This is a genomic window from Mangrovibacter yixingensis (assembly GCF_020523985.1).
GTDB classification, from domain to species: Bacteria; Pseudomonadota; Gammaproteobacteria; order Enterobacterales; family Enterobacteriaceae; genus Mangrovibacter; species Mangrovibacter yixingensis.
Genome location: NZ_JAIVKM010000003.1, coordinates 229,086 through 242,760, shown reverse-complemented (window position 1 = coordinate 242,760; position 13,675 = coordinate 229,086). Strand labels below are relative to the sequence as shown.

At 47.3% G+C, this 13,675-nt stretch carries 12 protein-coding genes; 2 read left to right on the top strand and 10 right to left on the bottom strand.

Annotated elements, in window-relative coordinates; all coding sequences use genetic code 11:
* Positions 1 to 8 precede the first annotated feature (8 nt).
* Positions 9 to 1,325 (bottom strand): D-serine ammonia-lyase, encoded by a 1,317-nt coding sequence (locus LC084_RS14985; protein ID WP_226571993.1) that lies wholly within the window; start codon positions 1,323 to 1,325, stop codon positions 9 to 11.
* A 295-nt stretch (positions 1,326 to 1,620) separates the two neighbouring features.
* Between LC084_RS14985 and LC084_RS14980 the strand changes: the two genes are divergently transcribed.
* A complete protein-coding gene (locus tag LC084_RS14980) occupies positions 1,621 to 3,459 on the top strand; it encodes a sensor domain-containing diguanylate cyclase (protein ID WP_226571992.1) in 1,839 nt (612 codons plus the stop codon).
* A 94-nt stretch (positions 3,460 to 3,553) separates the two neighbouring features.
* Here the strand turns inward: LC084_RS14980 and opgB are convergent, their stop codons facing one another.
* From opgB to LC084_RS14945, 7 genes are all read right to left on the bottom strand, one after another.
* Positions 3,554 to 5,857: a phosphatidylglycerol--membrane-oligosaccharide glycerophosphotransferase gene (gene opgB / locus LC084_RS14975; RefSeq protein WP_226571991.1), complete on the bottom strand. Its 2,304-nt coding sequence runs from the start codon at positions 5,855 to 5,857 to the stop codon at positions 3,554 to 3,556.
* A gap of 797 nt (positions 5,858 to 6,654) precedes the next feature.
* Positions 6,655 to 7,131 (bottom strand): DUF2501 domain-containing protein, encoded by a 477-nt coding sequence (locus LC084_RS14970; protein WP_226571990.1) that lies wholly within the window; start codon positions 7,129 to 7,131, stop codon positions 6,655 to 6,657.
* Positions 7,132 to 7,225: 94 nt separating this feature from the next.
* On the bottom strand, positions 7,226 to 7,969 hold the full coding sequence (dnaC, locus tag LC084_RS14965; protein WP_404808659.1) for a DNA replication protein DnaC: 744 nt from the start codon (positions 7,967 to 7,969) through the stop codon (positions 7,226 to 7,228).
* Positions 7,970 to 7,971: 2 nt separating this feature from the next.
* Positions 7,972 to 8,517 (bottom strand): primosomal protein DnaT, encoded by a 546-nt coding sequence (dnaT, locus tag LC084_RS14960; RefSeq protein WP_226571989.1) that lies wholly within the window; start codon positions 8,515 to 8,517, stop codon positions 7,972 to 7,974.
* Positions 8,518 to 8,698: 181 nt separating this feature from the next.
* Positions 8,699 to 9,127, bottom strand: coding sequence for an organic hydroperoxide resistance protein (locus tag LC084_RS14955; protein WP_036106471.1), 429 nt, complete (start codon positions 9,125 to 9,127; stop codon positions 8,699 to 8,701).
* Between the two features lie 272 nt (positions 9,128 to 9,399).
* Entirely contained in the window at positions 9,400 to 9,873 is a 474-nt protein-coding gene (locus LC084_RS14950) for a threonine/serine exporter (RefSeq protein WP_226571988.1), read from the bottom strand.
* Entirely contained in the window at positions 9,864 to 10,640 is a 777-nt protein-coding gene (locus LC084_RS14945) for a threonine/serine exporter family protein (protein WP_226571987.1), read from the bottom strand. Before LC084_RS14945 ends, LC084_RS14950 begins: the two co-directional genes overlap by 10 nt.
* A 768-nt stretch (positions 10,641 to 11,408) precedes the next feature.
* Here LC084_RS14945 and LC084_RS14940 point away from each other — a divergent pair.
* On the top strand, positions 11,409 to 12,068 hold the full coding sequence (locus tag LC084_RS14940; protein ID WP_226571986.1) for a helix-turn-helix domain-containing protein: 660 nt from the start codon (positions 11,409 to 11,411) through the stop codon (positions 12,066 to 12,068).
* A gap of 97 nt (positions 12,069 to 12,165) precedes the next feature.
* Here the strand turns inward: LC084_RS14940 and LC084_RS14935 are convergent, their stop codons facing one another.
* Both LC084_RS14935 and fhuF read right to left on the bottom strand, forming a co-directional pair.
* The gene (locus tag LC084_RS14935) at positions 12,166 to 12,645 is read right to left on the bottom strand and encodes a YbaK/EbsC family protein (protein WP_226571985.1); all 480 of its coding nucleotides are present in this window, start codon (positions 12,643 to 12,645) and stop codon (positions 12,166 to 12,168) included.
* 163 nt (positions 12,646 to 12,808) lie between these two features.
* Positions 12,809 to 13,594, bottom strand: coding sequence for a siderophore-iron reductase FhuF (fhuF, locus tag LC084_RS14930; RefSeq protein ID WP_226571984.1), 786 nt, complete (start codon positions 13,592 to 13,594; stop codon positions 12,809 to 12,811).
* Positions 13,595 to 13,675: the final 81 nt, after the last annotated feature.

Here is a 13,675-nt window from a genome sequence, read left to right as displayed (position 1 = left end):
GCGGTTATTTATTGCCCGGACTGGAGTAGCAACGTTTCGCGTTCCGCTTGTGGAACCATGCCGCCGCCTGTCGCCCAAAGAATATGGGTGGCACCTGCCAGTTGTTGCGCACTGAAAGATTTTGCACTTTCAGCTGCGGTCACCCATGGGCCAGAAACGCTTGCTGCAGCGGAAGGTTCGAGAAAAATATTTTCATGGCGGAAGACATCACCTAGCAGAGCGAGCAGCGTTTCGTCAGACTGGGTGTAATACCCTGAAATCATGCGAGCCATGGTTTTGCCAACAAAACCAGATGCACGGCCAACAGCCAGCCCATCAGCGACGGTATGGTTATCAAGGCCGATATCTTGCACACTTATTTGGTCATGCAAGCCGCTATATACGCCAAGAAACATGCAGGGTGAATGTGTGGGTTCGGCAAAAAAACAGTGAACGTTATCGCCAAATGCCAGTTTCAACCCAAAGCTGATACCGCCCGGTGCGCCACCTACACCACATGGCAGGTAGACAAACAGTGGATGGTCCTGGTCCACAATAATGCCTTGTTCATCACACTGTTTCTTCAAGCGTTCGCCAGCGACGGCATAACCCAAAAACAGTGTGCGTGAGTGTTCATCATCAACAAATAACGTGTGCTCGTGGAGTTTGGCCGCTTCCCGGCCCTTGCTGACTGCCACGCTGTAATCATCCTGGTATTCGATAACGTTGGCACCACATTCACGCAGCCGCGCTTTTTTCCATGCTTTTGCATCGGCAGACATATGAACGGTGACACGGAACCCCAGTTTTTTCCCCATCAGCCCAATCGACAGCCCGAGGTTTCCCGTGGAGCCGACGGCGATTTCATAATCGCTGAAACACTGCCGGGCTACGTCGCTGTCGAGTTTACTGTAGTCGTCATGAGGGTTGAGCAAGCCTGTGCGGAAAGCCAGGTGTTCTGCCCAGGTGAGCACTTCATAAATGCCACCTCGTGCTTTCACTGAACCGGCTATGGGCAGGTCGCAGTCTTTTTTTAGCATGACTTTGCCGGGAATGGCGTGGCCATATTTCTGGTTAAGAGCAGCCTGAAGTGCGGGTGTGGCAACCAATTCTGATTCAATAATACCTGCGGAGGCTGCCGTTTCCGGGAATAACTGCTTCAGGCAGGGAGCAAAACGCGCCAGCCGTTGTTCTGCACCCTGTACATCTCTGCGGGCAAGTCCGCTGTAATGCAGGCCTTCTTCTGCCGTGACTATCTCCGGGTTGTACCAAACGGTCTCTTTCATTGCGGCAAGGTCATCCAGCAATGGGCGGGTTTCACGTAACATTGCAATCGTTGTTGTCATGACGGTTTTCTCATGGCTCAAAGATAAAATGAGCATAGCAGTTATCATCTTATTCATTCACCTTGCAGGTGTATATGAATGCCCTGACTCTGTTGCACTGACTTTCCGGCATAGTCAACGTGCCGGGCAGAGCCCGAGAGAATGAGATTGTTTTTTAATAAAACAGACAAAGTGGCACGAATACAATTTTAAACCATACTCAATTAAAAATGCCCGGTGAAAGAAAAATAACCCTTTATGGGTAATGAGCCTTGAACCTGTTTATTTTGCTTAAGTAATACTTTTAGGCATAACAATGATGACTACACAGCATTCCAGCTTTGAACAACATATTGTTTCCTTTGGGGAATCAAGACAGCTATTGCTTGATGGTGGCTGGGCAATGGCTGAATTTGATTTGTCTGGTAATGTTATTTCAGCGAATCAACAGTTTGCTCTTTTAATGGGTTTTTCTCATGCTGGCGAACTGGTGAATATTAACCATTCGCAATTTGTATTAAGTCATGGCCGTGGTGATGTTTTCTGGCAGGACGTACTGGACGGAAATATTACTTGTGGGGAATTTAAACGTTGCCATCATGATGATTGTGTCGTGTGGCTGCATGCATCTTATTCACCTGTACTTAATCAAGATAATGAATTGCAAAGTATTCTGATGATGGCAATGGACATCACTCAGGAAAAACTGATGTATGTGGAATACCATGCCCGCCTGCAGGCACTGGACAGTGCTCAGGGAGTCATTGAATTTGATAGTAACGGTTTTATTTTGTGCGCCAATGACAATTATCTGGCAATGACCGGGTACAGTGAACGCGAGTTAGTTGGCCGGCATCATGCTTTTTTGTGTGCCAAAGATGAAGTGTCAACTAATGGCTACCAGCGTTTCTGGAAAGCGTTACGCCGTGGAGAGTGCTGGAAAGGGCGGTTTCAACGGATTTGTAAGAACGGCCAGCCACTATGGATTCAGGCTAACTATAACCCTATCTTTGATTCCGAAGGGCGGTTGTGCCGGATAGTGAAGTATGCGCACGACATTACTGAATATGTCTCGAATGAGAAGAAAATGGTTCAGCAACGTGCGCTACTGGATATTTTACTGGATGCACAGAACCGTTTTTTGCACGATCACGACCTGGCTTCTGCTTGTGACCATGTTTTTACCCCACTACTGGATATGACGCAGTGTGAATTTGGTTTTATTGGCATTGTGCAGGACACCGAGGGCGTATTATCTTTACACATTCCGGCGATTTCGAATATTTCGTGGGATGACTCTGTTACCCAGTGGTTTAATGAACAGATGCAGGCGAATAACGCCTTGATTTTTCACCGGCTGGATAACATCTTTGGCCGGGTCATTACGCACAATAAAACCATGTGTGTTAATGATATTCCTGCTTATCCGGGCAAACGGCGTTTTCCTCCCGGACATCCTCCTTTGCATAATTTCCTCGGGATTCCCATTGTGTTCAATCAGCAACCTATTGGCATGATTGCTCTGGCTAACCGCCCACAGGGAATGGACGATGAACTGATTGCTCAATTAACTCCGATAGTGACTACCCTGGGTACGCTTATCCATGCCCGCAGCCTTGAGGATAAACGTTCTGAGATGGAATCCATGTTGCGGTTTAATGCCACTCACGATGGGTTAACCAGGCTGCCAAACCGTAATGCTTTCTTTGAGTCATTACATGCCTTGCCCGAGCTTGGTTTGCCCTCACAAGGGATGTCGCGACATTGTCTTGCCCTGGTTGATGTGGATTTCTTCAAGCGGATAAATGATAAGTATGGCCACCTGGCAGGTGATGCGTTATTGCAGGAGTTGGCTCGTTTGCTGGAAACCCATACACGGGGAACGGACCTGGTGGCTCGCCTGGGGGGAGAAGAGTTTATCGTGTTGCTGCGAGATGTGACCACACGGGAAGCCTGCCAGGCGATGGAGCGGTTACGCGCCGCAATTGCAGCTTATACCTTCACTTGGGATACGGTTTCCATTTCATTTACGGTCAGTATTGGTGTGGCACCCTGGAGGCCAGAGTACGCCTCTATGGATGACTGGGTACAGCAGGCGGATACCAACCTGTACCAGGCTAAATCCGCCGGGCGGAACCAGATTTGTGGGCCGTGACACAGGCAATAAAAGAAGGGAATACCACGCTTTTCCCTTCTTTTTTATCAATTTCATCAATCTGACAAGGGCCCAAGGCCCTTGCTCAGCCTGTTCAGGATAACGGTGGCGTGGAAACCGGGACAATTTCCACGCTTATCAGACCAACCCCTAATTTACGCGGCGAGTGCCCCAGAATATTGTCCATGTTGGATTCCTGTGGCGCAGGCGGTGTAATGGTTAACGTATTGCTGTTGCCTGGGTTATCAAACCTTAACGTGGTGGTGACAGGCGTATTGCCAACTGTCAGCATTTGTTCCTGGTTACCAACGCGCACCGGAATTGGCTGGTTGATATTTGGTCCAAACGCTTTGGCCTTAATGACTACATCAAAGTGGGATGGCAGTGGCTGGGTATATTCAATTTTTACCTCAGGGGAAATATTGGCATTAGACCAGCGCCCCCATGATTCCGGGCGAGAGATACCCGTGAAGCTTTTTACTTCTTCTGGCGCACCTGCAACATTGAAGATAAAACTGTCGGCTTTGTAGCGGATATCGTTATCGACAATTTTTAGTTTATCGACATTTTGCTGGTAACGAGCCATATCGATGACTGTTTCTGAGAAATGGGCCTTGCCTTGCCAGGCCTGGGTGTTTACCGCCTGAACTTGTTGTTTGCCCCCCAGTTGGCCCTGAGCTACGCACAAGTCGCTGGAGAGCGCGAGCGGTTGGTCCCACAGCCGCGCCATTTTGTAACAGGTGTCCACCCAAATAAAGTTATCCCGCGGTGCGAAGTCGGCCAGTTGGTAACGCAATGGTGCCGAATACTCACTTTCAGGTAAGGGTTCGATTTTCTTGTCGGAAACACGCAGCAGTAAAGGCAGGCGGAAAGTGCTGCCAGAAAAGCTTATCGTGTTTTTTTCTTTATCAATATTGAATGTGTCGATATGTGTTGGGAAATTCCACAAGCGGATAACATCCGGTTTCCAGGCAAGAACTTTATCTTTCATGTTTAAAAAGACAGAAGAGAGCGACTGCCCGGAAAGACTGCTACGCCCTAAGCCGAGGTAATTGTCACCACCTAAAATATCCAACACGGTTGCGCCGTTATCCATGGGATTACGTTTCACGGAAACCAGTTGTTGCGTGGGTTTATCACCCCGAATAATGAAAAACAGATCTTCTCTGTCTTGCTTATTGAGATAAGGCCAGGCGGTATTCTTCATTGCCAGATGGTCTGAAGACACCACGATTACCGTGTTTTTGAACCAGGGAGAAGCTTTGATTTTTTCAATTAACGCGGCGACATGTTGTTGGCTGCAGGTAACCGCACTGAAAGACTGGTTTTCTTTGCCATCTATTTTATAGCTGCGGCGTGTGCATGAGCGGGAAATAAACCCATCGGGGTGATGTGTATCTACTGTCAGAGTAAACAGGGAGAAGCGTTTGTTTTGGCTGGATAGCGTGACAAACTGCTTCCACACTTCATCCAGGACAGTATCGTCGTAGTAACCCCAGTCATTTTTATAAGCCGGATCACTGACTCTCTGCTTGAGTTCTTCAGAGCCGTAGAGGTGGTCGAAACCGTGAGACTTGAGGAAAACGTCTTTGCCAGCAAAACGTAAATTAGCACCCTGCATGAAGTAGTTTTCATAGCCAGAGTTTTTCAGAATGTCGCCAAGGCAGATATTTTGCGGGAAAAAAGTGGACATTGAGGCCGATGAGTTGCCTTCAAACGGTGCAAAAAGTGGAATGCCGCATTGTGAGGCCACCATGCCCGCAATGGTGTAATCCATACCCGGTAACTGCCCTGTTTTGCTGAAATCAATGGCATCTTGTTTGATTGCACCCAGTTCAGGTGTCAGGTTGGGGAAGGCTTCGTTGTCAAAATACGTGCGCTCAAGGCTTTCACCATAGATGTACACCAAATTCAGGTGAGGTGCGGGAATCGTTTTGTTGGGTTCTTTGTAGTAGACATCAAAATCAGGATCCCCCTGACGGGATTGTGATTTCACCAGTTCGGATAATTGGTGAAATGCCGGGCTGGCATCAACGGAGGCCAGCGCCAGTATTAACGCCAGCAGGCTGTAACCGCGATGGTGTGGGGCGTATTTACGCCTGCGTAATAGCCAGGATAACCCGAAAAATACGCAGGCGAGTAGCGCAACTAGCGCAATACCCGGCAGGATGTATTTGTGTATGCCCGCCCCGGTGAGGCTGCTGGTAAGTGTGTACAGTACAGCGTCGTTGATCCCTTCACCGGTGAAATAATTACTGGCATAGAGAACAATATTCAGCAAAACAAAGACAATGAGTACCACTAGCGTACAGATAAACCACCATGTATGGCGGCCTGCTTTCCACGCATAAATAGTAATAGATGCAATAAACAGAAAAAACGAGATTACTTCTGACACTACGTGTTCCTCATCTGAATACCCCAGCGCTCTTAAAGCGAGCAACAATCTTGGGCAGACTAATCTAGCTTGAGTTAATACGCCGTGCAATTTTTCTGCAACAAAAATGTGCTGTTGTAATAGGTTTTTTCAATGCGTGTGCGGAGTTGTCATGAAATAGGAAAACTTCAGACTTCCCTTAGTGATTTACCCAAGAAACTTTATTGCGATGCAGTGCTTTATTCTGGATTCATCCACCAAAAGACGTGGTTTTTTAGCGATTAATACTGATTTGTGCGACTTTGTCTGATCTTTTGTAGCAATATATCATGTTAATTTTTAATGATTTTCAGAATTTCCTCAGGATAATCTGAAAGGTGTCCATGCTACATTACTGCAAATTTCTTGGGGAAATTTGCCCTTCCTTCCGCACAGCAATCGTGGATACCTTTATGTGGTTATATATTATTAGCCTTGCGGGGCTATTGGCTTTGGTAATGTTTTGTTTTTTCAAACATTACCGAGAAATTAGCAAGAGAACGCTGGACACGGATCGCGTGCGGCATCGTGTGAAACGACGCTGATGCTTCAGGGAAAATAGCTTTCAGGTAGAAAAAAAGCGCAGATTTCTGCGCTTCAGATTGATGAAAAAGAAGGAAAAAGCGTGGTTTTTCCTTCTTTTTAGTGAGCAGCCGAAAATCAATTCATTGATTTTCCTGTTTTTTATTGGGCGACATCCTCTTGTTCTGTGCAGGCATGAGGTTTGTCATCAGACTCAAAGCGCAGATTTCTGCGCTTTTTTATTATTTTACAAATAGTTAAGAGATAAAGCTGTTGCCTTGTTTTAGTACCAAATCACAGGCTTTTGTTTTCACCTTTTTACCCAGTTCCGAGTTGCCTAGCGAATCCAGGTTAACTTGTTGACCATCTTTGCTGTTCAGCAGGCCAGCCAGCCCTTGTTGGTAATCCTGTGAAGTGCTGGTACTGCTCTGGTTTTCCAACCCGAGTTTATTAAGCAACTGATTTTTAACATTATCTGCTGAGGTTACATTCACCAGTTTTTGTTTCATACAATACTGAAGTATTCCCGCCGCATTGTTCATATTCCCCGCACTCAGGGCGTTACTGCTACCCAGAAGGCTGGTGAGTGAAGACGTGCTGCTGGTGCTTGTGTTGCTGCCCATCATTTGCTCGGCAGAGCTGGAGAGTTGCTGCAGATTTACTGCGCTGGCGGCCGTGGATGCCAGCCCACAGATTAGGGCAAGAGAGATAACGAAAGGTTGTTTTACGCTCATAAGAAAGGCCTGTCAGGTAAATCGAGTAATAAACTGTGGCCTTAGTATAAACCTGATTTCGGGCAGTACCGCTGGCTGCCCGATAATTCGGATTTTAGTACTCTTTACCGGTTACCCGGCTGCGGTGGCTGTCCCAATTAAAAATAACCCACAGGCTGTTGCCAAGGCGCATACGGTCCATGACACGCTCACCAAGTAGCTGGTTCATCTCGTTTATATTCAGGTTAGTCAGCATACCCGTTGGCCTTTTTGATGAAGAACGGCGGTCAACGATTTGGTTAATAATGACTTTTTCGTAACGTGATTCTGTCTGGACACCAATTTCATCAATAACCAGTAAGTCAACCCGGCTTAAGTCTTCTATCAGGCGTTCTTCGGTTGTTTCAGCCCCTTCACTGAAGGTGCCTTTCATGGCCGACATAATATCTGCAACGGTGATAATGAGTACTGATTTACCGTGTAATAACAATGCATTACAAATCGCCGCTGCCAGGTGATTTTTCCCCGTGCCCGGTTTGCCAGAAAAAACAAAACTGGCTATGTTTCCCTCGAATTCATCGGCATATTTACGTGCACGCATTAGTGCCAGTGCCTGCCCTTCGCACTCGACAAGGTAATTATCAAATGAGCAATTAATATGTAGTTCGCGAATGCCCGAGCGTTTGAATGTGCGTTGCATCTTCATTGCCTGGTTTTCACGGGCAAGTGCTTGTGAGCGCAGGCGTCCTTGCTCTAGTTGCCACTGGTGCCACTCTTGGGCCGTAGTAAATGCCGGGCGAACACCATCAGGGATATGACGCTTTACCCGGGAGAGAATGTCGGTTGCTTTTTTCACCATCATTACCCCCGGAAACCGTCAGGAATGCTTTCATCTGGGCGCGATATTTGCGAAATATCACGCCGTGACTGGCTGCCGTTAGCCTGGCGGCTGATTTGCAGGTGCCGGGCCAGTTTTTGCTGCCATTGAATATGGTGGAACACTTTCCCTTCTGCCTGCCAGTATGATGTGAACGCAGCCAGCTCTTCTGCCGCTACAGGTGTGGCTAAAATAATGCCCCACAATGCAGCCTGGCGGAGAAAGTCGGTATCCGGAGCCCAGCCTGAATACATGGCAAATTTCCCAAGGGGAACCGGGCCTGCGGGTAAAGGTGTGTCACTGAACAGTGAGTCATCTAAAGCAATATCAGCCCCGGTTGCTGGTTGTTGCTGAGCCGCTTCAATGGCCAGCAGCGCAGCGAGTCTTTCCGGTGTCAGCGCATAGAAAGCAGGGCGGTTGTTATGAAAAACAGCAATCGCGCCGTTTTCCGCCTGCTTCAGAGCAGAAAGCGGGTCATCATTAAATTGATCAAGACCGATAACATCCTGGGTAAGCGTTCTGGAAGACATAACACCATCTCAAAGCTGAATTTGACTGTGCCTTTTCAGGCAAAAAAGAACGGGAACATACCAGCAGATAGTAGCATAACCTGCGGGACAGATTGAAAGGAAAGCAGTGGGGATATCAGCATGGCGAGCAAAACGGGTAGCACCAGACCGCATAGCGGCCTGGTTGCCGGGGCAACAACGCTTAGTTAATGATATTCAGCGTGACATCAATGTTACCGCGAGTGGCATTAGAATAAGGGCAGACGATATGTGCGGCATCAACCAGTTTTTTGGCTTCAGCGCTGTCCATGCCCGGCAGGTGGATATTCAGCTTTGCTTCAATCCCAAAACCATCAGGAATTGGACCAATACCGACTTCACCTTCAATAAAAGCTTCTTTGGGCAGGGCGATTTTATCGCGGCCAGCGACGAATTTCATGGCACCCAAAAAGCATGCAGAGTAACCGGCAGCAAAAAGCTGCTCAGGGTTGGTAACTTCACCACCGAGCCCGCCCATCTCTTTTGGCACACCCAGTTTGACATCCAGTACACCATCAGATGAAACAGCGCGGCCGTCACGGCCCCCGGTGGCTTTTGCTTTTGCCCGGTAAACCACTTGTTCTAAAGACATGTCGACTCCTTTGTGTGTTTCACGATTAAGTCGCGAGCGACTTAATCGGTGGTAATTAAATTGAGACTGAAATGGCGCAGGAGATTACCTATAAGAATAGGTGCCTTAAGGCGCAATGGTGACGTTCTGCGTGTGGCAGTTCAGTCTTGCTCTGTGACTAATTTAAATAGTGCACTATTTAATTGCAAGTTATTTTTTATTTCACTCAAGCCACATACAGCGTAGTTCAATTTTGTAGCTTGTGGCGGGAGCCGAAAACGCGGGTTACAGGGTTACACCCGCGGGCGTTTACGGTACAGCCATAGGCCTGGCAGGGATAAGCCAATCGATAACGCACCTACAATAAATGCAGCTTTCAGGAAATTGGTTACCAGCATTATCATCAGTGGTTCTGTGTAACCGAAGTGGCTCAGTTTTACGGCGGATATCATCGCCGTGTAGGCATAAATCCCTGGAAACATAGGGATGACGGCTGCAACCGTAAAGACTTTGGGGTGGGCCAAATACCAGCGCGACCACTGGATCCCAATGCAACCAACAAGAATGGATGCAAGAAATGTACTCCACTCAATGTTGCCACCAAAGTGCATCAGTACAAACCTGGCTCCATGGCCAATTGCACCCAGTAAAGCGCAGTAAGGTAATGCCCGCAAAGGCACATTGAACACCATGGCAAAGCCGACTGCCGGAATGGAGGCCAGCGCCATATCCTGAAGCAGGTTCAGTAAAAATGTCACTATGCCCATCCGCGTAACCCCCATAGTGCCAGCGCCGTGACCACACCAATACAGGTCGCAAGTGTAAGCAGGCTTGCCATGGCCCAGCGAGCCAGGCCGGTATTGATATGGCCTTTGAACATATCAGCAACAGCATTAATCAGAGGAAATCCCGGTACTAACAATAAAACACTGGCAGCCATGGCAATGGTGGATGTGTGGCGAAAAAGCGGCGTGGACAGCAACAACCCGGAAAGCGTTGTCGCAACAAAAGCGGTGATGCAAAAGTTAATCTGTGGGTGAAAATGGCGGTGAGTGAGAACCTGGCGAACAAACATGGCTACACTGCTGGCAATGAAGGCGATAAAAGCCCCATCCCACCCGCCATTGTTAAGTTTGCAAAAACACCCACAGGAGAGCCCCACCATCAGGACCACTAGCCACCGGGGGTAACGTAATGGGCGGATATGTGCAAACCGGCGCCTGACGTCTTTATCATCCAGCAGCTTGTGTTCCGCCATAATGACAATGTGTTGTACCTGGGTAACAACGTGCATATTGATCCCACGGTCAATATTTTTACGTGTTGATGTCAGGCAGTGATCATCAACAATAGTCGTCAGGACAATCGCATTGGCAGAGATTGCGCTTTCCACGCTATCCATCCCCAGGGCTTTACCCAGACGACCGGACAGTTCTTCAACCAGTGCGCTTTCAGCGCCATGCTGGAGCAGGAACAGTGCACACTGAATACACAAGCGAGTGACTTCACGCTGTTTTACCGCTATTGCTTCCATTTTCAGACCTGCCAAAAATAAACGTAGAGATAAAAGCGCGCAGCAAATGCGCACGCAGTACATCATGCTTTCTGTGGTGAACGGCATACCGCGCAAGATGTCGAGGGTGTTATCTGGCTTATGTCGCAGAAGCGCTTTTAGTGAGAAGGGACCCCGTTCAACCTTTATCCAATTTAAAATATTTACTCATCAATAGGAAATAGCCAGGTGAACATTTTTCAGACGGAGTCATAGGCAGGATAGATAAAAAGGGAGAGGTCTAACGTGCCAGATAAGGCACTTTGTTGCATGAATGTTTGATTTCTTTAACTTTGCATTAACGATTGCTTTGCTTTTTAATGTTGATAGCCAGGAATATTCCATCAATATTTTTTTCATCCTGGCTATTAATTATTTGCGTAATCTTGCCGTGTTATAATTATGGTACGTTCTGGTTGTATTCACTTGCTACATATTGCCTGATGTTTAGGATTTATTCATGTATAGCATGAAACTATAACCGTAATGTTCATCTGAACAGGTTTTTTATTTGAATGTACCTTTAGTTTTTTAAATTTTTGTATTTTCTATTCAATGTATATAGGTCTGCACTTAGCGTAATTCGGTTTCCAGAGAGATTCCCCCTCTGGATTACCCTAAATCCAACTTAATTTATTGATTATAAGAGTTAACTACCATCGGTTTTTGCCAGTAAAACGTGGGAAAATCCGTGTGCCAGCCCAGACAATCCCGAAGGGTATAGCGGTCAGATTTTAACAGGAGCAAAAGATGACAGCAGGAAGCTATAAAGAAGGTGCCATTATCAGCCGTTCAGCGATAATCGCTTCTGGAATTGAAACGTTAATTTTAAGAAATTTCAATAATATTAACCTGAGAGTCTGTGATGTTACACGTGATACTCAGGCGAGTATTGCTGTTAATAATGATGTTATTTTTTGTGATCTTTCCGATGAAAACTACAGTGATGATATTTATTATCATTATCTGGAAAGTGTGCACAGCGGGCAAAAATGTCAGTGGGTTATGTTGATCTCTGCTGACGAACAACAATATGAAAAATGGCATGGTTTACCTAATATCCATTTAATCCCTCTACTTGTTCCTGAAACTGAACTGGTCAATTTGCTGCACCCATTTATGGATTGTATGTATTTCTCGGCGGATTCCAGGGTTGCTGCTGAAATGGATGCTGTTGCACAACCTCCACAGGAGCAGCATAAGCTGACAGCATCTGAAAAACGTGTTTTGCGCTTGCTTGGGCGTGGGCTTGGGGTGAACCAGGTGGCAAATGTCCTGCAAAAAAGCAATAAAACGATTAGTGCTCAGAAACGGAGTGCATTACGCCGTTTATCCCTGAGAAGTAATGCCGATATGTATGCATGGATTAACAGTGACGCAGGAAAAGGGGAGCTTTCTACTGAATTGTGAGGCCTTGCGGTTGTCTGCATTCAAGCGTTCTGTGGCTGTTTTTCTGTAAATGGGCCTTCGTGGCCCATTTTTGCTGGTGCCAGGTTTGTGCCACGGGTTATTCAGCAGCAGGTGTTTCACTTTGGCAGACATCCACCCAGGTAGCCTGAGTCAGGTCAGCAAGGCGTTCAGGGGAAATGCGTACCGCGCTGTGAATGGCACCTGCAGCAGGTAATACCTCGGTATAGGCTTTCAGTGACACGTCGCAATAAACAGGGAGTGGGTGTTCCAGCCCAAATGGGCAGACACCGCCAACGGGATGGCCTGTCCAGGTGACCACTTCATCGCTGTTAAGCATTTTGGCTTTAGCAACGAATGCAGCTTTAAGTTTTTTGTTATCCAGGCGGGCATCGCCTTTTGCCACAATTAAAATCACATCCTGTTTGACTTTCAGTGACAATGTTTTGGCTATCTGCCCGGGTTCAACCTGATGTGCGGCGGCGGCAAGTGCAACCGTTGCTGTACTTTGGTCCAGCTCAATGATGCTAATATCCGGGGCATTATCTGCAAAAAATTGCCGTACTGACTGCAAGCTCATTATTTTCTCCTGGCTGAAATTTTTAATGCGATAAATACGCAAGAGAGAGTCGTTCCCCAACAGTGTGCTGTTGCACAATCACTATGCCACCCGATATGGCTTTGAGAAACGGGAATATGCCTGGAGTAAAAAATGTACACAGCGCTCACCTGAATCTGTGCGGTTACTTAAGTGTGCAATCCCCACATTGTTGCACGCCTGGCAGACGGTTACGTTGGCAGCATGTACGGCGAACCCACTGTTTTTCGCGTTCCAGCATGGTGCGAAACAGCGGGTTCGCGCGGCCGCTACGCAATTGAGGCGAGAGGAAACAGTGTTGGTGTAATTCTGCCAACTCACCCAAGGGGTGGAATTGGCTCATTTGGTTAAGAAACCAGTTAACGATGTAACCCAGGTTGCTCCAGATTAACTTACCGTTGATATGGCCAGTTGATTCCAGAGTGGAAACCACTGGAGTAATCGCGGTTTCTATCAGGTCTTCTATGCGGGCAATGGCATCTTGTGGTGCATCGTTATGAGTGGGCTGAACATCCAACCAAAATTTTTCTGCCCGGCCTGTTTCATGAAAGCGCACAGATACCCGTTCAGGGGAGAGATCAATAGGTTGTGGCATGGTGAGTTGTGCCAGCATTAAAGGGGGAACCAACAGGCCGGTGTACCACTGGGCCCATAGGGAGAGCAGGGGTTTATTTTCTTGTTTTCGCTCTGGTTCGTCGCGGTAACAATGTGTCGCATAGCGGGCCAGTAGTATGGACAGTTCCGCTGGTTGTGACCACTGAGCCAGTGTCAGTGTATCCGCCGGTGGAGGGGACGCCGGAAAAATAAAGTCATTAAACCATGGGCTATGGCGTGTAAACGTTGCCTTTACCTTGTCTGACAAGGTGCGGGGGAAAAAACGGGGAACCTGTTCCCACTCTTTTTCTGGTTGGCGGAACGCGAAATAGGCCATAGTGACAAGAAATGCAAATATTAATGATAATGATTGCCAATACTAACCGTGAAGCGTAATGCACACAAGCACAGCCATTAT

Bases quoted from the DNA above. Each gene is read 5' to 3' on its own strand.
- LC084_RS14985 (WP_226571993.1), bottom strand. From the start codon at position 1,325: ATGACAACAACGATTGCAATGTTACGTGAAACCCGCCCATTGCTGGAT.
- dnaT (WP_226571989.1), bottom strand. From the start codon at position 8,517: ATGTCTTCCAGAACGCTTACCCAGGATGTTATCGGTCTTGATCAATTT.
- LC084_RS14955 (WP_036106471.1), bottom strand. From the start codon at position 9,127: ATGTCTTTAGAACAAGTGGTTTACCGGGCAAAAGCAAAAGCCACCGGG.
- dnaC (WP_404808659.1), bottom strand. From the start codon at position 7,969: ATGGTGAAAAAAGCAACCGACATTCTCTCCCGGGTAAAGCGTCATATC.
- LC084_RS14945 (WP_226571987.1), bottom strand. From the start codon at position 10,640: ATGGAAGCAATAGCGGTAAAACAGCGTGAAGTCACTCGCTTGTGTATT.
- fhuF (WP_226571984.1), bottom strand. From the start codon at position 13,594: ATGGCCTATTTCGCGTTCCGCCAACCAGAAAAAGAGTGGGAACAGGTT.
- LC084_RS14940 (WP_226571986.1), top strand. From the start codon at position 11,409: ATGACAGCAGGAAGCTATAAAGAAGGTGCCATTATCAGCCGTTCAGCG.
- LC084_RS14935 (WP_226571985.1), bottom strand. From the start codon at position 12,645: ATGAGCTTGCAGTCAGTACGGCAATTTTTTGCAGATAATGCCCCGGAT.
- LC084_RS14950 (WP_226571988.1), bottom strand. From the start codon at position 9,873: ATGGGCATAGTGACATTTTTACTGAACCTGCTTCAGGATATGGCGCTG.
- LC084_RS14970 (WP_226571990.1), bottom strand. From the start codon at position 7,131: ATGAGCGTAAAACAACCTTTCGTTATCTCTCTTGCCCTAATCTGTGGG.
- LC084_RS14980 (WP_226571992.1), top strand. From the start codon at position 1,621: ATGATGACTACACAGCATTCCAGCTTTGAACAACATATTGTTTCCTTT.